The sequence below is a fragment of the Brevundimonas sp. GW821-FHT12C05 genome, from assembly GCF_058807475.1.
Genome location: NZ_JBXAQS010000008.1, coordinates 1 through 22,688 on the forward strand (window position 1 = coordinate 1; position 22,688 = coordinate 22,688).

Here is a 22,688-nt window from a genome sequence, read left to right on the forward strand (position 1 = left end):
CTGTTTTGCGACGTCAGTTCAAGGTCGTCGATGGTGTGGTACCCGGCGTCAATCGCCCCGTACCAACCGTTCGGCTCTGCCGCGGCAGCGCCAGCTGCAAACAGCCCCGCCATCGCGACGCCGGCGAGAAGTTTCACCTTCATCATATCCCTCACTCAAGGTTGCCCGATAGAGCCACGCTTTACACGGGGCGCTCCCGGCACCTAACCACAATGTACCCTTCCGGTTCCGCAATCTGGCTCTGAATGCGGCGACTGTGGCGCCGTTTCAACACATTGGCCGGGTTTCCCCGGATGAAACGCCTGCTAGGAGAATACTCACCACAGGGAGAATGTTCGAATGACGATGAGTTTTGAGGGCCGCGTGGCCATCGTGACCGGCGCCGGGGGCGGTTTGGGGCGCGAACACGCCCTCGCCCTCGCCAAACGCGGCGCAAAAGTGGTCGTCAACGATCTGGGCGGCGCCCGCGACGGATCGGGAAGCTCCGCCACCGCCGCCGAGGCCGTGGTCGCCGAAATCGAGGCCCTGGGCGGTGAAGCCATCGCCAACGCCGCCTCGGTCACCGACTACGCCGCCGTCGAGGCCATGGTCGCCGCCGCCATGGCGAAATGGGGCCGCGTCGACATCCTGGTGAACAACGCCGGCGTCCTGCGCGACAAGAGCTTCGCCAAGATGGAGATCGCCGACTTCCAGTTCGTGATGGACGTCCACCTGATGGGCGCGGTGAACTGCACCAAGGCGGTGTGGGAGATCATGCGGACCCAGAACTACGGCCGCATCGTCATGACCACGTCGTCGTCGGGCCTGTACGGCAATTTCGGCCAGGCCAACTACGGCGCCGCCAAGATGGCCCTGGTCGGTTTCATGCAGACCCTGGCCATCGAGGGCGCCAAGAACGACATCCGGGTCAACAGCCTGGCCCCGACCGCCCACACCCGCATGACCGAAGACCTCGGCGCCGCCCTGCCGCTGGAAGCCCTGGGGCCGGAGCTGGTCTCGCCGGGCCTGCTGTATCTGGTCAGCGAGAACGCCCCCACCCGCTGCATCCTGGCCGCCGGCGCCGGCGGTTTCGAGCGCGCCTACGTCACCCTGACCCAGGGCGTCCGCATCGTGGGCGAGGACGCGCCCGAACAGATCGAGGCGCGCTTCGCCGAGATCTCGGACCGCGCCGGCGAGATCGTGCCGGAGATGGGCGCCGCCCAGGGCATGATCGAACTCACCAAGGCCCAGCAAGCCCACGCCTGATCGCGACCTCCCGCCGCCGCGCCACACTTGCGTTGACGTGGCGGCAGGAGCCTAACCTCGTCTCCTCCCCGCGCTCATGCAGCGAGCGACCGCGTCGCGAGCGATAGCGCCCCTAAAGAGAGAACATCGAAGATGTCCCGCGAAGCCGTCATCGTCTCCACCGCCCGCACCCCCATCGGCCGCGCCTATCGCGGGGCCTTCAACGACACCCAGGCCCAGCAGCTGGGCGCCCATGCGGTGCGGCACGCCGTCGCCCGCGCCGGCGTCGATCCGGCCGAGATCGAGGATGTGGTCATGGGCGCGGCCCTGCAGCAGGGCTCGACCGGCACCAACGTCGCCCGCCAGATCGCCCTGGCCGCCGGACTGCCCTCCTCCGTCCCCGGCATGTCGCTGGACCGCCAGTGCGCCTCGGGCCTGATGGGCATCGCCACGGCGGCCAAGCAGGTCATCTTCGACCAGCAGAAGATGGCGGTCGGCGGCGGCCTGGAGAGCATTTCGCTGGTCCAGAACCAGTACATGAACCTGTACCGGGGCAAGGACGAGGACCTGCTGAAGCTGGCGCCGCATATGTATATGTCGATGCTGGAGACGGCCGAGGTCGTGGCCCGCCGCTACAACATCGACCGCGACCGGCAGGACGAGTACGCCCTGCAGTCGCAGCAGCGCACCGCCCGGGCACAGGCCGAGGGCCGTCTCGACGCCGAGATCGTGCCGATGACCACCACCATGCTGGTCACGGACAAGGCCACCGGCGAGACCTCGAAGAAGGAAATCACCCTCTCCAAGGACGAGGGCAACCGCGCCGACACGACGCTGGAGGGCCTGAAGTCGCTCAAGACCGTGTTCGGCTCGGGCGAGGAGATCCAGCAGGGCGAATTCATCACCGCCGGCAACGCCTCCCAGCTGTCGGACGGCGCCTCGGCCTGCGTGATCATGGAGGCGGGCGAGGCGGTGAAGCGCGGCCTGCAGCCGCTGGGCGCCTATCGCGGCATGGCCGTCGCGGGCTGCGAGCCGGACGAGATGGGCATCGGCCCGGTCTTCGCCGTGCCCAAGCTGCTCAAGCGCCACGGCCTGACCATCGACGACATCGGCATCTGGGAGCTGAACGAGGCCTTCGCCGTGCAGGTGCTGTACTGCCGCGACACCCTGGGAATCCCCAACGAACTGCTGAACGTCTCGGGCGGCGCCATCTCGATCGGCCACCCCTACGGCATGTCGGGCGCCCGGATGACCGGCCACGTCCTCACCGAAGGCAAGCGCCGCGGCGCCAAGTACGGCGTCGTGACGATGTGCATCGGCGGCGGCATGGGCGCGGCCGGCCTGTTCGAAATCTACTGAGAACGGCATTCCTCCCCTCGGGGAGGCGGCGTGGCGCGCTTGCGCCGTGACGGAGGGGGACCTGGGCCAGGCTCGGCGCCGCCGCATCCCCCTCCACCGCTTCGTGGTCCCCCTCCCCCGCGGGGGAGGAACTAGCTGTGCGGATCCGGTTTGCCCGCCACGATCCAGGCCGCTCTGTCGGCCTCCACCTTCGCGGTCCATCGGGCGCGCAGCACCGCGGGCCGGCCCGGATAGCGCTCTTCCAGGAACTCGGCCGACACCACCCGGTCGGTGCGGAAGGTGCGGAAGTCGTCGCGCGCCTCGCACCATCCGACCAGCAGCCGCGTCGTCTCGCGATAACCGACCAGGAAGGGCCAGATGGTGCGCGTGGTCTCGCGCCCCTGCTCGTCCGCGTAATGCAGGGCCAGCTTGCGGCCCGCGTGAATCCACATCCGCACCTGCGCCATGTCCAGCGCGTCCGTCTTGCGTTCCTTGGTCCACACCGGCGGACCCGCCACGGCGGGCTCCAGCACCACGGGCCGCAGGCGTTCCGGCACGGTGGCGGCGATCTTGGCGATCAGGTCGCGCGCGGCCCGGGCCAGCGCCGGGTCGCCCCGGCCGGCCACCCATTGCGCGCCCAGCACCGCCGCCTCGATCTCGTCGGAGGTCAGCATCAGGGGCGGCATGTCGAACCCGCCCTCCAGCACATAGCCCAGCCCGGCCTCGCCCCGGATCGGCACCCGCTGCCCCATCAGGGTGGCGATGTCGCGATAGATAGAGCGTTTGGATGTTTCCAGCTCGGCGGCGATCGCGTCGGCCGTCACCGGCTTGGACGAGCGCCGCAGCACCTGGATGATCTGGAAGAGGCGGTCGGCGCGTCTCATGGGTGTCCTTTGGCGCTATCGCTCGCGACGCGGTCGCTCACGGCTTGAGCGCCGCCTTCTCCTTCTGGACCACGACTGCTGACAGCATGCTGGCAGCAGGGTGGCAGTAGTCAATGGTCTGCCGGCGACGAGGGGTCGCCGGACGCCGGGCCCCAACCGCGAATTGTCATCCCCACGAAAGGGAGGACGGGTAACGGGCGGCGGCCGCCAAGATGGAGAGACACGATGCTGACCCTGTTTCACGCGCCCTGGTCCCGCTCGGGCCGCATCGTCTGGCTGATGGAGGAGATCGGCGCGCCCTGCGAGATCGAATACGTCGACATCATCCGCGCCCAGACCGCCTCGGGCCGCCGCGACCCGGCCAACCTGCATCCGGACGGCAAGGTTCCGGCCCTGCTGCACGACGGCGCCCTGGTCACCGAATCCGCCGCCATCGCCCTGTATCTGACCGACCTCTTCCCCGCCGCCGACCTCGGCGCGCCGGTCGGGTCGCCGGAGCGGGCCGCCTATGTCACCTGGCTGGCGTGGACGGCGGGCGAGATGGAGCCGGCCTACTGGGGCAAGATCAGCGGCCTGACCGAGACCGATCCGGCGGCGCAGGCCCGCTATGATCAGGTCAACGCCCGCATTCTGACCGCGCTGGAGCATGGCCCCTATCTGATGGGCCACCGGTTCACGGCGGTGGACGTCATGGTCGGCTCGGCCATGGCCTGGGGCCGGGAGTTCGCCCCCAAGAGTGAGCTGATGGACCGCTGGCTGGCCCGGATCACGGACCGTCCGGCCAACCTGTTGGCGACCGCCAAGGACGGCACGCCGCCGGTGATGGCCGAGGTCGCCTGACCGATCAGGCGGCGTGGGTGGTGGCGCGCCCGCCGCCGCCCACGTCCCCGGCCGTTCGCACGACCGCCTGCAGCGAGGCCACGAAGTCGTCGCGCCAGACCCCCACGTCGGTCTCGCGCACGACCTGCATCAGCGCCTCCCACTTCCGCTTGCGCTCCTCCAGCGGCATGTCCAGCGCCCGCTTGATGGCGTCGGACAGTTCCTCGCGGCTGAACGGATTGACCAGCAGGGCCTCGCCCATCTGCTCGGCCGCCCCGGCGAAGCGCGACAGCACCAGCACGCCCGGATCCTCCGGATTCTGGGCCGCCACATATTCCTTGGCCACCAGGTTCATGCCGTCGCGCAGCGGCGTCACCAGCCCGACCCGCGCGGCGCGGTAGATCCCCGCCAGCTGGTCGCGGCGGTAGGTGCGGTTCAGATAGCGGATCGGCTGCCAGTCCATGTCGGCGAACTCGCCGTTGATCCGGCCGGCCAGACCTTCCAGCCGCCCGCGGATGTCCTGGTAGGTGTCCACGTCGTCCCGGCTGATCGGGGTGACCTGCAGCAGGAAGACGTCGCCCCGCTTGTCGGCGTTGTCCTTCAGGAACTGCTCGTAGCCCAGCAGCCGCTCCTCCAGCCCCTTGGAGTAGTCCAGCCGGTCCACCCCGACCATCATCGAGCGGAAGGCGGACGACGCCGCCATCCGGTCGTAGGTCCGGCGGCCGAAGGCCGAGTTCCGCGCCTTCAGGAAGCCGTCCACGTCGATGCCGATGGGGAAGACGCCGGTCTGGACCGTCTTGCCGAAGGCTTCCAGCGCGTCATGGGGCAGCAGCCTGCCGTTCACGCTGGGCTCGGAGGCCACATAGTCGCGGAACAGGTCCAGCCACTCGCGGGTCTGGAATCCGAGCAGGTCGTAGTCGAACATCGACTCCACCAGCCGCCGGTGATGCGGCAGGGTCACCAGCAACTGCCGCGCCGGCCAGGGCGTGTGCAGGAAGAAGCCGATGCGGTTCTTGATGCCCAGCCGGCGCAGGTCCCGGGCCATCGGGATCATGTGATAGTCGTGGATCCAGATGACGTCGTCCGGCTGGATCAGCGGCGCCAGCACCTCGGCGAACCGGGCGTTGGTCCGTTCATAGCCTTCGCCGTACGACCGCTCATAGGCCGCCAGGTCGGTGCGGTGATGGAACAGCGGCCACAGGGTCTTGTTGGCGTAGCCGTTGTAGTACTCCTCGACGTCCTGGGCCTCGAGATCGACCAGGGCGACCGTCACCCCGGCGCGATCCTCGATCTGCAGTTCGCCTGTGAAATGCTCGACCGTCTCGCCCGACCAGCCGAACCACAGGCCGTCGTATTTCTTGAGCGCCGCCGACAGGGCCATGGCCAGCCCGCCGGCCGAACCCGCGGCGGGGTCCTTGGGGGCCGAGACCCGGTTGGAGACGACGATCAACCTACTCATGGAAACTCACCGGACATCCGTCCACGACCGGCTCAGCAGCACGGCGCAGTTGATGATGCCCACCAGCGAATAGGTCTGCGGGTAGTTCCCCCACAGCTCGTCATCGCCCAGCGAGATGTCCTCGCTCAGCAGGCCCGCATGGGTCCGGCGGCTCAGCATCTGTTCGAAGATCTCGCGCGCCTCGTCCGTCCGACCGTTCTGGTGCAGGGCCTCAATGAACCAGAAGGTGCAGAAGTTGAACGCCGTCTCCGGCTCGCCGAAATCGTCCGGCTCGACGTAGCGGAACAGGTAGGGGCCCTTCTTGAGGTCCCGTTCGATGGCGTCGAAGGTCGCCACCTGGCGCGGATCGCGGGCGTCCAGGAAGCCGAGATCCGTCATCTGGAGCAGGGAGGCGTCCAGCTCGCGGTTGCCGAAGCTGGCGGCGAACCGGCCCTCGTCCGGCAGGAAAGCCTCCTTCTCGATCCGCGCACGGATCTGGTCGGCCCGCGCGCGCCAGACCTCGGTCCTGGAGGTCAGTCCGAGATGGTCCGCCGCCTTGGCCAGACGGTCGCAGGCCGCCCAGCACATGACCGAGGAATAGGTGTGCACCCGCGCGATCGTCCGGAACTCCCACAGGCCGGCGTCGACCTGGTCGTGCATGGCGAAGGCCCGCTCGCCGACCTTCTCCAGGGCATGGAAGTCGTCGATGGTGCCGGGCCGCAGGAGGCGCTGGTCGTAGAAGGCCTGCACCAGAGGCAGAACGATCTGTCCGTACACGTCGTGCTGCAGGTGTTCGCGCGCCTGATTGCCGACACGGACCGGCTTCATGCCGCGATAGCCGGCGACCGTGTCTGTGATCCGCTCGTCGATGTCCTCTTCCAGACCGACGCCGTAGACCGGTTGCACATGGCCGCCGCCCGAGGCGTCGACCAGATTGCGCAGATAGCCGAGATAGTTTTCCAGCAGATCCACCGCGCCCAGACGGTTCAGCGCCCGCACGACATAGTAGGCGTCGCGGATCCAGCAGTAGCGGTAGTCCCAGTTGCGCCCGCTCTCCGGGAACTCGGGCACCGAGGTGGTCAGGGCCGCGACGATGGCCCCCGTCTCCTCATAGGCGCAGAGTTTGAGCGTGATCGCCGCGCGGATCACCGCCTCCTGCCAGTCCAGCGGCAGGTAGAGCTTGCGCACCCAGTCCTGCCAGTAGGCCACGGTGCGATCCAGCGCCGCCGACACGCCCGGCCCGACATCCTGGTCGTAACCCTCGTCCGGCCCCAGGAAGAAGGCGTGGGCCTTCTCCAGCCGGAAGGTCCGCTCGTTCATCACATGCGACACCGGGCAGTCGGTCGTCAGCCGCAGGATCACGTCCGTGCACAGATAGCGGATATGATTGGAGCCGCTGGTGCGCTCGGCAGGGCGCGCGCCCCAGTCCGCCGAGGGCCGCAGCCGCACCCGGATGCGGGGCGATCCCTCCAGCGGCCGCACGATCCGGGCGAAGGCCAGCGGGCGGTAGGTGCGGCTATGCTTGGGGTGGCGCGGCGCGAAGTCGAGGATCTCGACCATGGCCCCGTCCACGCTGGTCAGCACGGTCCGCAGCACGGGGGTGTTGCGGACATAGGCCTGGCTGATGTGCTTCAGCCCCTCCAGCTCGATGTCCCAGAAGCCGTGCTGCGGATCGTTGCCGTCCATCAGCGCCGAGAAGACGGGGTCGCCGTCCACCCGGGGCGCGCAGGCCCAGACGAAGCGACCGCGCCGGTCGATCAGGGCGCTGATCGAGCAGTTGCCGATGGGGGCCAGGTCCAGGTCGGGCTGGGTCATGCCTCCACCTCGAGCTGTTCCAGCCAGTCCAGCACGGCGTCCACTCCGGACAAGCCGTAGAGGGCGGCGGTCTCGCGCGGCGACCCGACCAGAACGCCGAAGCCGCCCAGTTCGCTCGCGGCCCGAAAGCCGTCCTCGTCGGTCAGGTCGTCGCCCAGCATGACCGGGACCGCTCCGGCGAAGGGCGCTTCGGCCATGAAGGCCTTCAGCGCCGTGCCCTTGCTGGCCCCCGGCGTCTTCAACTCGATGACCATGTTGCCGGGTTGGAGCGTCAGGCCGGTCTCGGCGGCCAGGCGGCGGGTCAAGGCCTCGACGTCTCCCGCCGTCTCGGGCGCGCCGCGATAGTGCAGGCCTGCGGCCACGGCCTTGTCCTCGACCACCACGCCGGGGCGGGTGCGGGCGAAATCCTCGAAAGCCCGCACCGCGCCGCGCATGGCCTCCGACGCCTCGGTGCGCAGGAATGCGCCGTCGGCGCGGCGGCGCTCCAGGCCATGCACGCCCGAAGCCGACGCCATGCTGGAATCCGAGATCCGGTCGATGTCGGCGATGGTCCGCCCACTGATGATCGCCACCCTGCCGTTCAACCGAGGCGCCAGCGACTGCAGCACGGCGGTGCGGCGGGCGTCGGGGACCACGGCGTCTGGCGTCGGGGCCAGCTCGGCCAGCACGCCGTCGAGGTCGAGGAAGAGCGCCGGTCGGCTCAGGCGCGCGGGCGGCGCGGGCAAACGCGGGATGGCATCGACCGCCGCGGCGTCGGCGTCGAGAGTCAGGTCGGACGTCCCCATGGCCGTCCTAACGCATCAGGCCCCAAGGGTTTCCCTCAGCTTGGCCTTTTGTTTCGCAGGTGCAGCAAACAGCGGCGCGCTTCCGAGTTGGCAAACGGCCCGCAATCCGCCAATTCCTCGCCATGACCGAACCCACCCTGTCCGCCGATCCCGCCGCCATGGTCGCCCGCGCCCGCGAGGTGATCGAGATGAACATCGCGGCCCTGCAGCAGCTGGAGGCCGCCATCGACGACAGCCTGGCCAGGGCGGTTGAGATCATCCTGTCGCGGCCCGGCTATCTGGTCGTCACCGGCATGGGCAAGTCGGGCCATATCGGCGGCAAGATCGCCGCCACCCTGGCCTCCACCGGGACCAACGCCTTCTTTGTCCACCCGGCCGAGATGAGCCACGGCGACCTGGGCATGCTTCGCAAGGACGTGACCCTTCTGGCCATCTCCAACTCGGGCGAGAGTCGCGAACTGCGCGATCCGCTGATCTATTGCCAGCGCGAGGGCATTCCGGTCATCGGCATCACCCAGCGCCCCAACAGCTTCCTGGGCCGCTCGTCCGCCGTCTGCCTGACCCTGCCCAATGCGCCCGAGGCGCATCCGGACGGCCTGGCCCCCACCACCTCGACCCTGATGACCCTGGCCATGGGCGACGCCCTGGCCATGGTCCTGACCGAACGGCGCGGCTTCACGGCCGAGGACTTCGGCCTGCACCATCCGGGCGGCAAGCTGGGCATGAGCCTGCAGAGCGTGCGCGACTGGATGGGCGACCGCCCACCGACGCCCGCGACCGTGCCCCTGACCGCGACCTTCGCCGAGGTGGTCTCGGCCATCACCGAGGGCCGCAAGGGCGCCGCCGCCGTGGTCAACGGCGACGGGACCCTGGCCGGGATCGTCACCGACGGCGACGTCCGCCGTGCGTTCGCTCGCGGCGACCTGTCGGGCCTGACCGCCGCCGATGTGATGAGCCCCCGGCCCAAGGTCATCGATCCCAGCGCGCGCATGAGCGACGCCATCGACCTGATGACCCAGAACAGGATCGCCACCCTGCTGATCGTCGAGGACGAGCGCCCCCTGGCCATCGTCCACATCGCCGAGCTGATGCAGGCGGGGTACGTCAGCTAGCGAAAGAGTTCAGTACGCCCGCATCCCGTCGATGTTGCCCGGCGGGGAATAGCGGCAGTTCAGCACCGACCGGTCGCCGCGCCGGACGACGGCGCAGCCCACATGCGTCGTGCCGCTCCAGACCAGCTGGGTGTAGTGACCGACGGCGGTCCAGTCGCCGGTGCGGCTGACGGCGGGGAAGACGCCGTGACGGTACTGGGCCTTCTCGTCGATCCATTCCCCGACCATTTCCTCGGGCGTCCAGCGGCGATCGCCCCATCCGGTCCACAGGTTCTCGCCATGGCCGTGCTGGGCCGGGTCGTGCGCGAAACTGCCGGTGTCGATCAGGTGCTGGGCCCAGACCCGCGCCTCACGCTCCAGCCCCTCGTCCCAGATCAGCGCCGGCGCCCCGACCCGCGCCCGCTCGGCGTTGTGCGCCCGCAGCACCCGCACCTCGATCGCGTCCGAAGGCAGCCCGTCCTGCGGCGGCCGGACCGGCCGCACCGCGCGCGGCCCGTCGCCCGGATCGGACGCGGCGGCGCAGCCCGGCGTGGCGGACAGGACGCTCAGGACGAGGGACAGGCAGGCGAGACGGCGCATCGGATCTCCGGACAGGACGGACCGGATCAAAGCGTACGCCGCCCGTTCGCGTTCCGCCTAGCGCTCAAGCGGGACCCCTTGCCCATCCATCGGCTCGTCGGTCAGGGCGCTCTCGACATCGTCGCCCTCGAAGGTGCGCGTCTGGGCGGGCTTGCCGGCCTGAAACTCCTCCATCGCCGTCGCCTTGCGAGCCCGCATCCGGTCTGCCAGGTCATCCATGTCCAGGCCGGCGTCGCGAGCCTGGCTGAACATGCCTTCAACGCGCTGCTCCTCTTCCTTGACGTGGTGCTCGATCATCTCGGACAGCACCTTCACCTTGGCGTCGTAGAAGTCCTCCGCCGGGCTGCCCGCCTCGATCTCGTTGATCAGGGTCTTGGCCGCGTCATGCTCGACGTAGCCCTCATCCAGCAGATCGTCCTCGATCCGACCGCGGCAGGCCGGATAGAAGATCTCCTCCTCGATGGCGGTGTGGACCTTCAGTTCCAGACAGGCCTGTTCGGCCAGCGCCTGCTTGCGGTCGCGGCTGGTCGCCTTTTCGAACGCCTCGAAAATTCCTTCCACCTTGCGGTGGTCAGCCTTCAGCATCGCGATCGCGTCCATCTCTTCGTAGGTCTGGGCCATGGGGTTCCTCCTGAGCGGCTTCGACCCCGGGTAAGCCGGCGTGGTCACTAGCGTTCCGACGGTGAAGCTAGCTGAGAGTCGTTCGCTCGAATTCAGCCCTTTGGCCGTCCGGTCGCTGACACAATGGCCCGTTTCGCGCGTTTGAAACCGGACACAGGAGATCGCCCGCCATGCTCGACCACATCGGCCTCGACGTCGCCGACATCGCCCGCTCCCGCGCCTTCTATGAAAAGGCCCTCGCCCCGCTCGGCTACGCCGTGGTGCACGAGATCGCCGAGGACGGGACCACCGTCGTCATGTTCGGCGTCGGCGGCGAGATCGATTTCGTGATCGCCGACAAGGACCGCCCGGGCGAGGCCAACCACATCGCCTTCCGCGCCGCCAGCCGCGCCCAGGTCGACGCCTTCCACGCCGCGGCGCTGGCGGCGGGCGGCCGCGACAACGGCGCCCCGGGTCCCCGCCCCCACTACGGCGCGACCTACTACGCCGCCTTCGCCCTCGACCCTGACGGCTTCAATGTCGAGGCCGTCTGCCACGCGGCGGAGTGACGCCGCCCACACCCCCTTGCGGACGCCTTCGCGGTTGTTACTTGACGTTGACGTAAACGTACGCTTTCTGCTGCCCGAGTTTCAATTCCGCACCCTCCCCCTCAAGTCGCGAGGCGCCGCGCGCCGAGCGTTAGGGGGGACTCAAGAAAGAGACCTCCTCCATGGCCGACGCCTATATCTACGACGCCGTGCGCACCCCGCGCGGCAAGGGCAAGAAGGACGGATCCCTGCACGAGATCACGGCCCTGTCGCTGGCCACCCAGGTGCTGGAAGCCCTGCGTGACCGCAACGGCCTGGACACCTCCAAGGTGGACGACGTCATCCTGGGCTGCGTCTCGCCGGTGGGCGAGCAGGGCGCCGACATCGCCCGCACCGCCGTGCTGAACTCGGGCTGGGCCCAGACGGTCGCCGGCGTCCAGATCAACCGCTTCTGCGCCTCGGGCCTGGAAGCGGTGAACATGGCCGCGGCCAAGGTGAAGTCCGGCGAGGCCGACTTCGCCGTCGGCGGCGGGGTCGAGGCCATGAGCCGCGTGCCGATGGGCTCGGACGGCGGCGCTTGGCCGGTCGATCCGTCCTCGGCCTTCCCGACCTGGTTCGTGCCGCAGGGCGTCTCAGCCGACATGATCGCCTCCAAATGGGGCTTCAGCCGCGACGACGTCGACGCCTACTCGGTGGAAAGCCACAAGCGCTCGGCCAAGAGCTGGGCCGAGGGCCGGTTCAAGGGCTCGGTCGTGCCGGTCAAGGACCAGCTGGGCCTGATCCGTCTGGACCATGACGAGACCATCCGCCCCAACACCGACATGCAGACCCTGGGCGCGCTGAACCCGTCCTTCGCCATGATGGGCGAGATGGCCTTCGACGCCGTGATCAACCAGCGCTACCCCGAGGTGGCGCGCGTCAATCACGTCCACACCCCGGGCAACTCCTCGGGCATCGTCGACGGCTCGGCGGGCGTGCTGATCGGTTCGCTGGAAGCCGGCAAGGCCCTGGGCCTGAAGCCGCGCGCCAAGATCCGCGGCGCCGCCTCGATCGGCTCGGAGCCCTCGATCATGCTGACCGGCCCCGAGTTCGTGGCCAACAAGCTGCTGGGCAAGCTGGGCATGTCCAAGTCGGACATCGACCTGTGGGAGCTGAACGAGGCCTTCGCCGCCGTCGTCCTGCGCTTCATGCAGGCGCTGGATATCCCGCATGACAAGATCAACGTCTGCGGCGGCGCCATCGCCATGGGCCACCCGCTGGGCGCCACCGGAGCCATGATCACCGGCGTGGTGCTGGACGAGCTGGAGCGCTCGAACAAGGAAACCGCCCTGATCACCCTGTGCATCGGCGGCGGCATGGGCACCGCCACCGTCATCGAACGCGTCTGATCCGGAGATCATGAACATGGAAAACTTCAAGATCGACGTCGACGCCGACGGCATCGCCCTGATCACCTTCGACGTCCCGGGACGGTCGATGAACACCCTCACCGGCGCTGTGATGCAGGAGATCCCCGAGTGGGTCGAACGCATCAAGACCGACGACGCCATCAAGGGCGCGGTCCTGACCTCGGGCAAGACGAGCGGCTTCTGCGCCGGCGCCGACCTGGGCGACATGGCCGGCGGCATGCTGGCCGGCGGTTCACTGCAGGAGGCCTATGACGCAGGCTGGAGGCTGAACGGCGCCCTGCGCGCGCTGGAGACCTGCGGCAAGCCGGTGGCCGCGGCCATCAACGGCCTGGCGCTGGGCGGCGGCCTGGAACTCACCCTCGCCTGCCACTACCGCGTCGTGGGCGACAGCTCGAAGATCCAGCTGGGCCTGCCCGAGATCAAGGTCGGCCTGTTCCCCGGCGGCGGCGGCACCCAGCGCCTGACGCGCCTGATCGGCGTGCAGGCCGCGATGATGGCCATGACCGAGGGCAAGTCGTTCCGTCCGAATGACGCCAAGGGCGCCGGCTTCGTCCACGAGGTCGTTCCCGTCGGCACCGAGGTCGAGGCCGCCAAGGCCTGGATCAAGGGCGGCGGCAAGGCCGTCCAGCCGTGGGACACCAAGGAATTCAAGCTGCCCGGCGGCGGCCCCTATCACCCGGTCGGGGTCCAGAACTTCATCGTCGGCAACGCGATGATCCGCAAGCAGACCTACGGCAACTATCCGGCCGCCATCAACCTGATGAAGGCCGTCTATGAGGGCGTTCAGGTCCCGATGGACGCGGCCCTGCGCATCGAGACCCGCTACTTCATCAAGACCCTGATGACGCCGCAGGCCCAGGCCATGATCCGCTCGCTGTTCCTGTCCAAGCAGGAACTCGACAAGGGCGCCGTCCGCCCCGCGGGCGTGCCCAAGTCGGACCCCAAGAAGGTCACCGTCCTCGGCGCCGGCATGATGGGCGCGGGCATCGCCTATGTGCAGGCGCTGGCCGGCATCGAGACCATCCTGATCGACCAGACCCAGGAAGCCGCCGACAAGGGCAAGGCCCACGTCGAGGAACTGCTGAAGAAGCGCCTGTCGCGCGGCCAGATCGACCAGGCGAAGTACGACGCCCTGCTCGGCTCGGTCACCGCCACCACCGACTACGACCTGATCAAGGGTTCGGACCTGGTCATCGAGGCCGTGTTCGAGAACCGCGAGATCAAGGCCGAGGTGACCAAGCGCGCCGAGGCCCAGCTGGCTCCGGGGGCGATCTTCGGCTCCAACACCTCGACCCTGCCGATCACCGGCCTGGCCGAGGCCTCGGTCCGTCCCGAGGACTTCATCGGCATCCACTTCTTCTCGCCCGTCGACAAGATGATGCTGGTCGAGATCATCCTGGGTGAGAAGACCGGCGAGGCGGCCATCGCCAAGTCGCTGGACTACATCCTGAAGATCAAGAAGACCCCGATCGTCGTCAACGACGGCCGCGGCTTCTACACTTCGCGCTGCTTCGCCACCTACGTCGCCGAAGGTCTGGCGATGCTGGAGGAGGGCTACGCCCCGGCCCTGATCGACAACCTGGGCCGCATGACCGGCATGCCGCGCGGCCCGCTGGAAATGCACGACGACGTCGCGCTGGACCTGTCGGTCAAGGTCGCCAAGCAGACCGCGCTGGACCTGGGCGACAAGTACGTGCCCTTGCCGGGCTCCGAGATCGTCCGCGTGATGGTCGAGGACCTGGGCCGCTACGGCCGCAAGAACGGCAAGGGCTTCTACGACTACGACACCAAGCCCAAGACCCTGTGGGCCGGCCTGTCGGATCTTGCTCCGGTGAAGATCAACGACTCCACGCCCGAGTTGGTCGAGGACCAGAAGCAGCGCCTGCTGTACCGGCAGGCGGTCGAGGTCGCGAAATGCTGGGACGAGGGCGTCATCGACGACCCGCGCGAGGCCGACGTCGGCGCCATCCTGGCCTGGGGCTTCGCGCCCTGGACCGGCGGCCCGATCACCTTCATCGACCAGACCGGCCTGAAGGCCTTCGTGGCCAAGGCGGACGAGTACGCCGAACGCTACGGCGACCGCTTCAAGGTCCCGCAGTTCGTGCGCGACATGGCCGCCAAGGGTGAGACCTTCTACGGAAACTTCGAAGGCAAGAAGGCGGCGGCCTGATGGAAGGGACAGCGGTCAATGCGGGTTTCGCGGCCGCCGCCGTCCTCTCCCTGATCACCTTCGCGGTGCACACCTTCGTGGGCGGGCGGTTCGCCGCCCGTCCGCTGCTGGCCTCAAGCGAGTTGCCCAAGGCCAGCCTGTGGCTGAACTATTTCACCTGGCACATGGCCACGGTGATGCTGCTCTTCATGGCCGGGGGCTTCGGCGTGGCCGCCCGCTACCCCGGCGCCCTTGCTGCAGGAGCGTTGCTGACCTTGATGGCGGCGACGTTCTCGCCGCTTTGCATCTGGGTCGCTCTCAAGGGCGGCATTTCCCCTTGGCGTTTCCCGGCCTCTTGGCTGTTCGCCCTGATTGCTCTGGTGGCGTACCTTGGCCAAATCCAGTTCACGATCCGGGAGGTCTAGAGGTTCACCACCTCGAACCCGTCCTCGCCCGCCAGCCGCTCAGCCAGGACCGCGCGATGACACCCGGCGTGGTCGGCCTCAAAGCACAGCAGCGCCGTCTGCTTCTCCGCCGCCAGCGCGCGCAGCTGCTGGAACGCCGCCTCTGAGGCGGGTTCGGCCATATGGCCCGCGAAGATCTCGCGCATCTCGCCGATGCGGCCCTTCTTCGCCGCCTCGCGCCCGGCCTTGGGCGTGCCAAGGGGGCGCAGGTGGAGATAGTCGATCCCGGCCTCACGCAGGCTGTTCCCCAGCACCGTCTTGGAGAAGCCCGCCCGCCGTGATGCAGCGACCGCGCGCACATCGACCAGCACCTGGACGCCCGCCGCCTTGAGCCGGTCGATCACCGCCGCCTGCGGTTCGCCTTCATAGCCGATGGTGAAGAGCCTCATCCCGAGGACATGGGAAGGCGCTCGCCTTGACGCCAGCGGTTTTCGGCTCCACCGCTCGGGGATCGACTCGGGGAGCCGTCGTATGATCCGTTCCGTCGCCATCGCCCTGATGCTGTACGCCGCCGCCTCGACGGCCCAGGCGCAGGACCTGCTCATCCGGGGCGGGCCGATCTACACCGGGGTCGAGGGCGCGCCGACCGCCGAGGTGGTCCAGGTCCGCAGCGGCCGCATCGCCTATGTCGGACCGGCCCGGGGCGCGCCGGACGCCGCGGATCTGGAGGTGGTGGACCTGCAGGGTGCGGCCCTGTTCCCCGGCTTTACCGACGGCCACGCCCACCTGGACGGCGTGGGCTGGCGCGAACTTACCCTGAACCTGGAGGGCTCGACCTCGGTCGCCGACGCCATGGCCCGGCTGACGGCCTGGGCTCAGGCGCATCCGGACGGCCCCATCGTCGGGCGCGGCTGGATCGAGACCCACTGGCCGGAGGGCCGCTTCCTGACCGCCGCCGACCTGGACGCCGCCGCGCCGGGGCGCATCGTCCTGCTGAGCCGCGCCGACGGGCATGCGGTCGTCGCCTCCTCCCCCGCCCTGGCCGCCGCCGGGGTGGACGCCGCCACCGTCGCCCCGGCGGGCGGCGAGATTCTGAAGAGCGCCGACGGCCGGCCCGCAGGCATGCTGGTCGACGCCGCCGAGCAACTGGTCGCGGGCCTTCAACCCCAGGCCGATCCGGCCGCGACGCGCGAAGCCTATCTCGCCGGCTTCCACGTCGAGGCCGCCTATGGCTGGACCGGCGTGCATTTCATGAGCGCCCCTTGGAAGGACGTGCCCCTGCTGGAGCAGATGGCCCGCGACGGCGAGGTCCCCCTGCGCATCTACAACAGCGTCACGCCGGATGGGGCTCGCGCGCTGTTCGCCTCCGGTCCGCGCAGCGTCGCGGACGGCCTGGTCGTCACTCGCGCCGTCAAATACTACGCCGACGGCGCCCTGGGGTCGCGAGGGGCGGCCCTGTTCGAACCCTACGCGGACCAGCCGGGCACGGTCGGCCTGATGCAGGCCACGGCCGAGGAAGCGGTCCCGATCTACGAGGCTGCCCTTCGCGCGGGGATCCAGGTCGCCACCCATGCGATCGGGGATCGCGGCAACGCCGAGGTCGCCGCCTGGTACGCCCAGGCCCTGCAGGCCGTGCCGCCGGCCGAACGGCCGAACGGCGCGGACGTCCGCTGGCGGATCGAGCACGCCCAGATCGTGCGCCCGTCGGACTATCACTGGTTCCACGACCTGCCGATCATCGCCTCGATGCAGCCCAGCCACGCCATCGGCGACCTGCATTTCGCCCCCGCGCGACTGGGCGACGCCCGGCTGGACGGCGCCTACGCCTGGCATAGCCTGGTCGACCGGGGCGTCATCGTCGTCGGCGGCTCGGACGCGCCGGTAGAGCGCGGCTCCCCCCTGATCGAGTTCTACGCCGCCGTCGCGCGGCGCGATCTGGAGGGCTTCCAGGGCCCGGACTGGCGGCCGAACGAGGCGGTGGACCGCGCCACGGCTCTGAAGATGTTCACCCTGTGGCCGGCCTACGCCAGCTTCCGCGAGGCCGAGCTGGGCACCATCGAGGTCGGCAAGCGCGCCGACCTGACCGCCTTCGACGTGGACCTGATGACCGCGCCCCTGGCTGACATCCCCAAGGGACGGGCCGTGCTGACGATCGTGGACGGCTCGACCGTTTATGCCGTCATCTCGGCCACAGACGGCGTGGAGTTCCGTCTGCCCGGAACCCCTGCGCGCATCTCGCCTTGATGCGCCGCGGGGTTCCGCCTAAGGCTGCGTTTGGCTGCGCGGGCGTGATGTAGTGGTAGCCTGAAAGCTTCCCAAGCTTTTCGTGCGGGTTCGATTCCCGCCGCCCGCTCCAGCCCCTACTCGACCCGCGTGGCGTGGACGCCGCGACGTTCGAGGATCGACTGGACGCTGTCAGCCCCCGCCAGGTGAGCCGCGCCGACCGCGATGAAGACGGTGCCCGAGCCGTCCAGCAGGGTCTGGATCTGCCCCGCCCAGTTGACGTTCCGGTTGGTCAGCAGGGTGTCGTAGACGACCTTGTTGTCGTCCTTCATGTCCTGCACGCCGTAGCGCTCGATGGCCGCCACATCGCCCTGCGACCAGGCGCTGACCAACCGGTCGAGCTCGACGGTGGCGTTGTCATAAGTCTCCAGCGTGCTGCGCAGGAAGTCGAGCTGGGCGTCGTCGGGCAGGCCCGCGATCAGCCCGACCTGTTCCTCCAGCGTCTCGAAGCCGTGGAGCGGCTTTCCGGCGGCCTGGGCGCGGGCCTTCAGCACCAGTTCGACGCCCGAGGCCGGATCGTAGCCCGCCTTGACCAGCGGCGCGATCGACAGGGTCAGGCCGGCCAGCCACGGGCGGAAGATGTCCATCCGGGCGGCGGGCATGCCGATCGAGGCCGCGGCCGCCTGCAGGTCGGCGTTCTCCTTGGCGTTCAGCAGGCTGGACAGGGGCGTCTGCGGCGAGAGGCCCAGGCGCTGCACGATCGGCATCATGGCCGCCTGATCGTCCGGGTTCGAGATCTCGAACCAGATCTGGTCGGCGCTGTCGAAGGCGGTGTCGATCCGGTCGGTAGCCCAGCCGGTGGTCGGGCGCAGCACGTGGACGGTGCCGAACAGATAGATGGTCGAGTCCGCGTCGCGGATGACCCACAGGGCGGGACCGGCGCCCTCGGCGCGCGGCGCGGCGGCGGCGACCGGGGCGGCGGGCGCGGCGGCCTGGGCCAGCGCCGGGGCGGGCTGGAAGGCGATGGCGGCGGCGAGGCCCAGCCCCGCGGCGACACCGAAGACGGTGCGACCGGTCAGGGCGGCGGTGGATTTCAGGCGCGAGGCGAGCGTCATCAGAACTGTCTCCTGGAGAAAGGCTGGATCGGAAAAACGGTGGCGGTAGGGCGGATCAGGCGAGGCCGCGGCGGAAGGTCACGACCATCGACACGACGAGGTAGACGCTCATCAGGACGACATAGATGTCCCAGGCGGTGAGCGGCGGGGCGACGGCCAGGCGTTCGGCGGCGGCCCAGATGAAGAGCAGGCCCTGTCCGAGCCAGAAGGTCAGGGCGCCGGCCTCGACCACCACGCGGCGGAACAGTTCGTCGACCGAGCGGTAGAGGCGCAGGTTCAACGCCGTATGCAGGACCAGCAGGAGGCCGATCCCGGCGAGGGAGGCGGTCACCGGCACGGCCAGGCTGGAGAGGATCATCGGCAGGACCATGATGACGCCCGACAGGCCCAGGATGGCGGCCTGCACGCGGGCGTCGCGGACCTCGGCGTCACCGGCGGGGCCTTCCAGCTTGAGGACGCGCCCCAGGCTCTTGCGATAGAAGGAGGTGATCCCGGTGCCGAGGCAGCTGACCAGCAGCACCGCGGCCACCAGGCCGGCGACGATGTCGGCCCAGCGCAGGTCGGGCAGGTCCGGATCGAGGCCGGGGAAGAGGCGGGCGGCGAGCTGGCCGATGGCGTAGCCGACGGCGCCGAAGACGGCGCCCGCGAGGACGGCCTTGCTCAGCTGGCGGGCCCATTCGGGCGTGGAGGCGGGGAAGAGGCCGGACATCGCAGGCTCCTATTCCGAGAAGATGGATTCGATGGGTTGGTCGAAGACCCTGGCGATCTTGAAGGCCAGCGGCAGGGACGGGTCGTAGCGGCCGGTCTCGAGCGCATTGACGGTCTGGCGGGACACGCCCAGCGCATCGGCGAGATCGGCCTGGCTCCAGTTGCGCTCGGCGCGCAGCACCTTGAGACGGTTGTTCATGACAGGGTCCTCACCGGCGCTTCGCCCACCACACCGCCCAGGCGATGCAGTAGCCGATGACCTGACAGGCGAACATCAGGGTCATGCCCGCGACCAGGATGTCATTGGGCGGCATGCCGCCCAGCCCCATGTCGCCGTCCCGGTGCAGGGCGGTCAGCAGGATGGCGCCGCCGACGAGCGCGCCGGAGCAGCCGCCCCACCACCAGGCCCATTTGTGAGCCTCCTGCGCGGCCTCATCGATCCGACGCCACCACCAGATGCAGAGGAACAGGGCTGCGGCCATGGCGGCGCCGTTGACAGCCAGCGACGCGGCCAGTCCTGGCGCGCCCGGAACCTCGCCGGCGAAGACGCTGCCGACGCCCGCGAAGACGCCGATGAGGATGGACAGGCCGAATATGAGGCCGAAGGCGGCCACGCCGGTCAGGGGGCGTTTGGGTTTGGCGGACGACATGACAAGCTCCCCTGTCTGTTTGACAAGGACGTTTTACACTATCGCCAATGCGTGTCAAGCGCCCTTGTCATTGGACATCAGGCCGTGTCTCAGCCGCCTTCGGTCAGACTCAGGCGGGCGTTCTCGGTGAGTTCGGGGCGGCTGAGCGTGCGGGGCGCCTGTTCGACGGGGGCGAGCTCGGGAATGTCCTTGCCCTCGTGATCGACGTGCAGGTCCTCGAAGCGGCGCGCCGAGACCATGACCTGGCTTTCCAGCGAACCGACGAACTGGTTGTATTTGCCGACCGCGGTGTCGAGCGCCCGCCCCACGGCGGCGGCGTGGCCGCCCATGACCGACAGGCGCTTGTAGAGTTCCTTGCCCAGCTTCGCGACGTCCTCGGCGTTCTTGGCCTGCTCCTCGGCGCGCCAGCCGTACGCAACAGCTTTGCACAAGGCGAACAGGGTGGTGGGGGTCGCGATGAGCACGCGCGACGCCATGGCCTGGGTGATCAGTTCGGGCTCGTGGTCCAGGGCGGCGGCGAGGAAGGACTCGCCCGGAACGAACATAACGACAACGTCCGGACTGGGCTTGAACTGGTCCTGATAGGCCTTGGAGGCCAGCTGGCGCGCATGGGTCTTCATGCTGGCCGCGATCCGCATCGAGGCGGCCCGCGCCTGGGCCTCCTCGTCGCCGTCGGCGGGATCGTCGAAGGTCAGGGGCACCTTGGCGTCGATGATGAACATGCCGCCGCCGGGCATGCGGACGATGAAGTCGGGCCGTTTCTGGCGCCCTTCCTCGTCGGCGTAGGACGACTGTTCCTCGAAGTCGAAGCGGCCGGCCATGCCGGCGGCCTCCAGCACGTTGCGGCAGGTCTGCTCGCCCCAGCGGCCGCGGCGGCCGGTGTTGCCGCGCAGGGCCTCGGTCAGCTTGCGCGCCTCGTCGCGGGTGGCGCTGGAGGCGGTCATCAGCTGGGCCAGCTGTTCCTTCAGCCCGCCGGTCTCCTCGACGCGGGTCTTCTCGAGGGCGGCGACCTGCTCCTGGAACAGCTTGAGGGTATCGGCCACCGGCTTGAGCTGGGCGTCCATGCGCTGCTGGGAGAGCAGTTCGCGGTTTCGGAAGGTCTCATCGGTGCGCTTGAGCACCTCCTCGGCCGCGGACTGGGCCGACTGCGCCGCCTGGGCGCGCAGCAGTTCGGTCTGGGTGGCGGCCATGTCCTCGGCATGATGCAGCCGGGCCTCGGTGGCGGCGAAGCGCTGGGACAGGTCCCAGGCCCGGGCGTCGGCGACGGCGGCCCGGCGGCGCTCCATCACCGCCCATGCGAGGGCGATCAGGGCGACGACGGAGGCGGCGAGTGCGGCGACGAGCGAGGCGTTCATGCTCCGTTCCTTATCCGGAGTCGCGGGGGGCCGCCACGTCCGACTGAAAACACCGTCCGATGCGTCCGATGCGTCCGGGAGTGTGATGAGTCGTCCGGGAAGCAACAGGCCCCGGTATAGCCAACGGCTGCGTCAGAAACGGACGCACCCCGCCGGCCGTCAAGCCGGGCGGCGGGCCCGCAGGGCCTGGACGATGGTGCCGTCGTCCAGCCAGTCCAGCTCGCCGCCGACGGGGACGCCACGGGCCAGGCTGGTGATCTCGACGCTGTCGCCCGCCAGCCGTTCGGCGATGTAGTGGGCTGTGGTCTGACCGTCGACGGTGGCGGGCAGGGCCAGGACCACCTCGCGGGTTTCGCCGCCGCGCACGCGCCCGACCAGTTCGGCGATGCGCAGGGCGTCCGGGCCGATCCCGTCCAGCGCCGACAGCAGGCCGCCCAGCACATGATATTTGCCGCGGAAGGCGCCCGACCGCTCCATGGCCCACAGGGCGCCGGCCTCCTCGACCACGCAGATCAGGCCGTTGTCGCGGGCGCCGTCCGAGCAGATGGAGCAGGGGTTGCGGGTGTCCGGCGCGCCGCAGACCGAGCAGGACGACACCTTCTCGGCCGTCTCGGCCAGGGAGGCGGCCAGCGGGACCAGCAGCTGTTCACGCTTCTTGAGCAGGGCCAGGGCCGCGCGGCGGGCGGAGCGGGGCCCCATGCCCGGCAGCTTGGCCAGCAGGCTGATCAGGCGCTCGATCTCGGGTCCGGCGGAGGCGGCCATCAGGTGCGCAGCCAGTAGGGTTCGGTCGCCATCATGATCGGGCCGCCCTGCATGTCGCGGCCGTTCTCGAGCGGCCGCCATTCGGGATCCGGCTCGTCCTCGGCGGGCGCGCGCACGTGGGCGGAGAAGCGGGGATCGCTGACCCCGGCGCTGATGAAATACAGCTGCGCCTCGGCCAGGCTGACCGAATTGGCGCCGTCGCGCAGGAGAGGATTGGCCAGCTGCTGCCCGTCGTCTTCCCACCAGCAGATGGGACAGACCTGGAACGAACCCCAGCCCTCAGCGAGCGTGCGGTAGCCGCAGCACGGGCATGTGGTCCCCTCCCCGCCGGTCATCAGAACAGCTTGGGCATGCCGGGAATGTTCATCCCGGCCATCGGACCGGCGGCCTCGCGCATCAGGGCGGCGTTGACCTCGTCCAACCGGCGTTTGGCGTCGGCGTGGGCCGCGACGATGAGGTCGGCCAGGATCTCGGTGTCGCCGGGGACCATCAGGCTGTCGTCGATGGTCACGGCGGTGATGTCGCCCGGCCCCTTCAGGGCCACGGTGACAAGGCCGCCGCCGGAGCTGCCGGAGGCGGAGGTTTCAGCCATCTTGGCCTGGGCGTCCTGCAGCCTTTGCTGCATCTGCGCGGCCTGTTGCATCAGGGCGTTGAGGTCTTTCATGGCCCCTAGATAAGCGGTTCGCGCGCCCGGCGACAGGGGGCGGCGGAATGACGGATCCGCGATCTGCAACAGAAATTGTTCCAGAACCCTTGGCGCCGTCTTCAGGC

At 69.3% G+C, this 22,688-nt stretch carries 24 protein-coding genes and 1 tRNA gene; 10 read left to right on the forward strand and 15 right to left on the reverse strand.

Annotated elements, in window-relative coordinates:
- Positions 1-345 precede the first annotated feature (345 nt).
- Together AC1RRF_RS16920 and AC1RRF_RS16925 are read left to right on the forward strand one after the other, a co-directional pair.
- A complete protein-coding gene (locus tag AC1RRF_RS16920; protein WP_492836759.1) occupies positions 346-1,245 on the forward strand; it encodes an SDR family NAD(P)-dependent oxidoreductase in 900 nt (299 codons plus the stop codon).
- 132 nt (positions 1,246-1,377) lie between these two features.
- Positions 1,378-2,583 (forward strand): acetyl-CoA C-acyltransferase, encoded by a 1,206-nt coding sequence (locus AC1RRF_RS16925; protein WP_492836660.1) that lies wholly within the window; start codon positions 1,378-1,380, stop codon positions 2,581-2,583.
- A gap of 131 nt (positions 2,584-2,714) precedes the next feature.
- Here the strand turns inward: AC1RRF_RS16925 and AC1RRF_RS16930 are convergent, their stop codons facing one another.
- The gene (locus AC1RRF_RS16930) at positions 2,715-3,446 is read right to left on the reverse strand and encodes a helix-turn-helix transcriptional regulator (RefSeq protein ID WP_492836662.1); all 732 of its coding nucleotides are present in this window, start codon (positions 3,444-3,446) and stop codon (positions 2,715-2,717) included.
- A 225-nt stretch (positions 3,447-3,671) separates the two neighbouring features.
- Here AC1RRF_RS16930 and AC1RRF_RS16935 point away from each other — a divergent pair, with 225 nt between their 5' ends.
- A complete protein-coding gene (locus AC1RRF_RS16935; protein WP_492836664.1) occupies positions 3,672-4,286 on the forward strand; it encodes a glutathione S-transferase family protein in 615 nt (204 codons plus the stop codon).
- Positions 4,287-4,290: 4 nt separating this feature from the next.
- On the opposite strand, the gene AC1RRF_RS16940 is transcribed toward AC1RRF_RS16935, so the two are convergent.
- The 3 genes from AC1RRF_RS16940 to otsB are packed head-to-tail and all read right to left on the reverse strand — an operon-like array spanning position 4,291 to position 8,303.
- Positions 4,291-5,724, reverse strand: a complete 1,434-nt coding sequence (locus AC1RRF_RS16940; RefSeq protein ID WP_492836666.1) for an alpha,alpha-trehalose-phosphate synthase (UDP-forming) — start codon at positions 5,722-5,724, stop codon at positions 4,291-4,293.
- Between the two features lie 6 nt (positions 5,725-5,730).
- Positions 5,731-7,518 (reverse strand): glycoside hydrolase family 15 protein, encoded by a 1,788-nt coding sequence (locus AC1RRF_RS16945; RefSeq protein ID WP_492836668.1) that lies wholly within the window; start codon positions 7,516-7,518, stop codon positions 5,731-5,733.
- Positions 7,515-8,303 (reverse strand): trehalose-phosphatase, encoded by a 789-nt coding sequence (gene otsB / locus AC1RRF_RS16950; protein WP_492836669.1) that lies wholly within the window; start codon positions 8,301-8,303, stop codon positions 7,515-7,517. Before otsB ends, AC1RRF_RS16945 begins: the two co-directional genes overlap by 4 nt.
- Before the next feature lie 122 nt (positions 8,304-8,425).
- Here otsB and AC1RRF_RS16955 point away from each other — a divergent pair, with 122 nt between their 5' ends.
- Complete coding sequence (locus AC1RRF_RS16955) at positions 8,426-9,415, forward strand: KpsF/GutQ family sugar-phosphate isomerase (RefSeq protein ID WP_492836671.1); 990 nt, start codon at positions 8,426-8,428, stop codon at positions 9,413-9,415.
- 9 nt (positions 9,416-9,424) lie between these two features.
- Here the strand turns inward: AC1RRF_RS16955 and AC1RRF_RS16960 are convergent, their stop codons facing one another.
- Together AC1RRF_RS16960 and AC1RRF_RS16965 are read right to left on the reverse strand one after the other, a co-directional pair.
- The gene (locus AC1RRF_RS16960; RefSeq protein WP_492836673.1) at positions 9,425-9,994 is read right to left on the reverse strand and encodes a CAP domain-containing protein; all 570 of its coding nucleotides are present in this window, start codon (positions 9,992-9,994) and stop codon (positions 9,425-9,427) included.
- A gap of 57 nt (positions 9,995-10,051) precedes the next feature.
- Positions 10,052-10,615 carry a hemerythrin domain-containing protein gene (locus tag AC1RRF_RS16965; protein ID WP_492836675.1) on the reverse strand — a complete coding sequence of 188 codons (564 nt, stop codon included), beginning with the start codon at positions 10,613-10,615 and terminating at the stop codon, positions 10,052-10,054.
- A 170-nt stretch (positions 10,616-10,785) separates the two neighbouring features.
- Here AC1RRF_RS16965 and AC1RRF_RS16970 point away from each other — a divergent pair, with 170 nt between their 5' ends.
- The 4 genes from AC1RRF_RS16970 (at position 10,786) to AC1RRF_RS16985 (ending at position 15,125) form a co-directional block, all read left to right on the forward strand.
- Positions 10,786-11,163 (forward strand): VOC family protein, encoded by a 378-nt coding sequence (locus tag AC1RRF_RS16970; protein ID WP_492836677.1) that lies wholly within the window; start codon positions 10,786-10,788, stop codon positions 11,161-11,163.
- Positions 11,164-11,324: 161 nt separating this feature from the next.
- Positions 11,325-12,530, forward strand: coding sequence for an acetyl-CoA C-acetyltransferase (locus AC1RRF_RS16975; protein WP_492836679.1), 1,206 nt, complete (start codon positions 11,325-11,327; stop codon positions 12,528-12,530).
- A 16-nt stretch (positions 12,531-12,546) separates the two neighbouring features.
- Positions 12,547-14,721, forward strand: a complete 2,175-nt coding sequence (locus AC1RRF_RS16980) for a 3-hydroxyacyl-CoA dehydrogenase NAD-binding domain-containing protein (protein ID WP_492836681.1) — start codon at positions 12,547-12,549, stop codon at positions 14,719-14,721.
- Positions 14,721-15,125 (forward strand): hypothetical protein, encoded by a 405-nt coding sequence (locus AC1RRF_RS16985; RefSeq protein WP_492836683.1) that lies wholly within the window; start codon positions 14,721-14,723, stop codon positions 15,123-15,125. Before AC1RRF_RS16980 ends, AC1RRF_RS16985 begins: the two co-directional genes overlap by 1 nt.
- On the opposite strand, the gene AC1RRF_RS16990 is transcribed toward AC1RRF_RS16985, so the two are convergent.
- Complete coding sequence (locus AC1RRF_RS16990; protein WP_492836685.1) at positions 15,122-15,553, reverse strand: DUF488 domain-containing protein; 432 nt, start codon at positions 15,551-15,553, stop codon at positions 15,122-15,124. The genes AC1RRF_RS16985 and AC1RRF_RS16990 overlap by 4 nt on opposite strands.
- 82 nt (positions 15,554-15,635) lie before the next feature.
- Here AC1RRF_RS16990 and AC1RRF_RS16995 point away from each other — a divergent pair, with 82 nt between their 5' ends.
- Complete coding sequence (locus AC1RRF_RS16995; RefSeq protein WP_492836687.1) at positions 15,636-17,348, forward strand: amidohydrolase; 1,713 nt, start codon at positions 15,636-15,638, stop codon at positions 17,346-17,348.
- Positions 17,349-17,386: 38 nt separating this feature from the next.
- Positions 17,387-17,460, forward strand: a tRNA-Gly gene (locus AC1RRF_RS17000).
- A gap of 4 nt (positions 17,461-17,464) precedes the next feature.
- Here the strand turns inward: AC1RRF_RS17000 and AC1RRF_RS17005 are convergent.
- The 8 genes from AC1RRF_RS17005 to AC1RRF_RS17040 form a co-directional block, all read right to left on the reverse strand.
- Positions 17,465-18,442, reverse strand: coding sequence for a TraB/GumN family protein (locus AC1RRF_RS17005; protein WP_492836689.1), 978 nt, complete (start codon positions 18,440-18,442; stop codon positions 17,465-17,467).
- 55 nt (positions 18,443-18,497) lie between these two features.
- Positions 18,498-19,151, reverse strand: a complete 654-nt coding sequence (locus tag AC1RRF_RS17010; protein ID WP_492836691.1) for a hypothetical protein — start codon at positions 19,149-19,151, stop codon at positions 18,498-18,500.
- 9 nt (positions 19,152-19,160) lie between these two features.
- Positions 19,161-19,349: a helix-turn-helix transcriptional regulator gene (locus AC1RRF_RS17015; RefSeq protein WP_291837405.1), complete on the reverse strand. Its 189-nt coding sequence runs from the start codon at positions 19,347-19,349 to the stop codon at positions 19,161-19,163.
- A 10-nt stretch (positions 19,350-19,359) separates the two neighbouring features.
- On the reverse strand, positions 19,360-19,800 hold the full coding sequence (locus tag AC1RRF_RS17020; protein WP_492836694.1) for a hypothetical protein: 441 nt from the start codon (positions 19,798-19,800) through the stop codon (positions 19,360-19,362).
- 89 nt (positions 19,801-19,889) lie between these two features.
- Positions 19,890-21,155 carry a DNA recombination protein RmuC gene (locus AC1RRF_RS17025; RefSeq protein WP_492836696.1) on the reverse strand — a complete coding sequence of 422 codons (1,266 nt, stop codon included), beginning with the start codon at positions 21,153-21,155 and terminating at the stop codon, positions 19,890-19,892.
- 159 nt (positions 21,156-21,314) lie between these two features.
- Complete coding sequence (recR, locus tag AC1RRF_RS17030; protein ID WP_492836698.1) at positions 21,315-21,917, reverse strand: recombination mediator RecR; 603 nt, start codon at positions 21,915-21,917, stop codon at positions 21,315-21,317.
- Entirely contained in the window at positions 21,917-22,252 is a 336-nt protein-coding gene (locus AC1RRF_RS17035; RefSeq protein ID WP_492836700.1) for a CPCC family cysteine-rich protein, read from the reverse strand. The genes recR and AC1RRF_RS17035 overlap by 1 nt, the downstream gene beginning before the upstream one ends.
- On the reverse strand, positions 22,252-22,581 hold the full coding sequence (locus tag AC1RRF_RS17040; RefSeq protein WP_291837392.1) for a YbaB/EbfC family nucleoid-associated protein: 330 nt from the start codon (positions 22,579-22,581) through the stop codon (positions 22,252-22,254). Before AC1RRF_RS17040 ends, AC1RRF_RS17035 begins: the two co-directional genes overlap by 1 nt.
- Positions 22,582-22,688 lie beyond the last annotated feature (107 nt).

What these genes read in the sequence shown, in the direction of transcription:
- AC1RRF_RS16995 (WP_492836687.1), top strand. Translation starts at nt 15,636, where the DNA reads ATGATCCGTTCCGTCGCCATCGCCCTGATGCTGTACGCCGCCGCCTCG.
- AC1RRF_RS17015 (WP_291837405.1), bottom strand. Translation starts at nt 19,349, where the DNA reads ATGAACAACCGTCTCAAGGTGCTGCGCGCCGAGCGCAACTGGAGCCAG.
- AC1RRF_RS16965 (WP_492836675.1), bottom strand. Translation starts at nt 10,615, where the DNA reads ATGGCCCAGACCTACGAAGAGATGGACGCGATCGCGATGCTGAAGGCT.
- AC1RRF_RS16980 (WP_492836681.1), top strand. Translation starts at nt 12,547, where the DNA reads ATGGAAAACTTCAAGATCGACGTCGACGCCGACGGCATCGCCCTGATC.
- AC1RRF_RS16990 (WP_492836685.1), bottom strand. Translation starts at nt 15,553, where the DNA reads ATGAGGCTCTTCACCATCGGCTATGAAGGCGAACCGCAGGCGGCGGTG.
- AC1RRF_RS17005 (WP_492836689.1), bottom strand. Translation starts at nt 18,442, where the DNA reads ATGACGCTCGCCTCGCGCCTGAAATCCACCGCCGCCCTGACCGGTCGC.
- AC1RRF_RS16930 (WP_492836662.1), bottom strand. Translation starts at nt 3,446, where the DNA reads ATGAGACGCGCCGACCGCCTCTTCCAGATCATCCAGGTGCTGCGGCGC.
- AC1RRF_RS16975 (WP_492836679.1), top strand. Translation starts at nt 11,325, where the DNA reads ATGGCCGACGCCTATATCTACGACGCCGTGCGCACCCCGCGCGGCAAG.
- AC1RRF_RS16945 (WP_492836668.1), bottom strand. Translation starts at nt 7,518, where the DNA reads ATGACCCAGCCCGACCTGGACCTGGCCCCCATCGGCAACTGCTCGATC.
- AC1RRF_RS17010 (WP_492836691.1), bottom strand. Translation starts at nt 19,151, where the DNA reads ATGTCCGGCCTCTTCCCCGCCTCCACGCCCGAATGGGCCCGCCAGCTG.
- AC1RRF_RS16970 (WP_492836677.1), top strand. Translation starts at nt 10,786, where the DNA reads ATGCTCGACCACATCGGCCTCGACGTCGCCGACATCGCCCGCTCCCGC.
- AC1RRF_RS17040 (WP_291837392.1), bottom strand. Translation starts at nt 22,581, where the DNA reads ATGAAAGACCTCAACGCCCTGATGCAACAGGCCGCGCAGATGCAGCAA.
- AC1RRF_RS17025 (WP_492836696.1), bottom strand. Translation starts at nt 21,155, where the DNA reads ATGAACGCCTCGCTCGTCGCCGCACTCGCCGCCTCCGTCGTCGCCCTG.
- recR (WP_492836698.1), bottom strand. Translation starts at nt 21,917, where the DNA reads ATGGCCGCCTCCGCCGGACCCGAGATCGAGCGCCTGATCAGCCTGCTG.
- AC1RRF_RS16985 (WP_492836683.1), top strand. Translation starts at nt 14,721, where the DNA reads ATGGAAGGGACAGCGGTCAATGCGGGTTTCGCGGCCGCCGCCGTCCTC.
- AC1RRF_RS17035 (WP_492836700.1), bottom strand. Translation starts at nt 22,252, where the DNA reads ATGACCGGCGGGGAGGGGACCACATGCCCGTGCTGCGGCTACCGCACG.
- AC1RRF_RS16925 (WP_492836660.1), top strand. Translation starts at nt 1,378, where the DNA reads ATGTCCCGCGAAGCCGTCATCGTCTCCACCGCCCGCACCCCCATCGGC.
- otsB (WP_492836669.1), bottom strand. Translation starts at nt 8,303, where the DNA reads ATGGGGACGTCCGACCTGACTCTCGACGCCGACGCCGCGGCGGTCGAT.
- AC1RRF_RS16935 (WP_492836664.1), top strand. Translation starts at nt 3,672, where the DNA reads ATGCTGACCCTGTTTCACGCGCCCTGGTCCCGCTCGGGCCGCATCGTC.
- AC1RRF_RS16960 (WP_492836673.1), bottom strand. Translation starts at nt 9,994, where the DNA reads ATGCGCCGTCTCGCCTGCCTGTCCCTCGTCCTGAGCGTCCTGTCCGCC.
- AC1RRF_RS17020 (WP_492836694.1), bottom strand. Translation starts at nt 19,800, where the DNA reads ATGTCGTCCGCCAAACCCAAACGCCCCCTGACCGGCGTGGCCGCCTTC.
- AC1RRF_RS16955 (WP_492836671.1), top strand. Translation starts at nt 8,426, where the DNA reads ATGACCGAACCCACCCTGTCCGCCGATCCCGCCGCCATGGTCGCCCGC.
- AC1RRF_RS16920 (WP_492836759.1), top strand. Translation starts at nt 346, where the DNA reads ATGAGTTTTGAGGGCCGCGTGGCCATCGTGACCGGCGCCGGGGGCGGT.
- AC1RRF_RS16940 (WP_492836666.1), bottom strand. Translation starts at nt 5,724, where the DNA reads ATGAGTAGGTTGATCGTCGTCTCCAACCGGGTCTCGGCCCCCAAGGAC.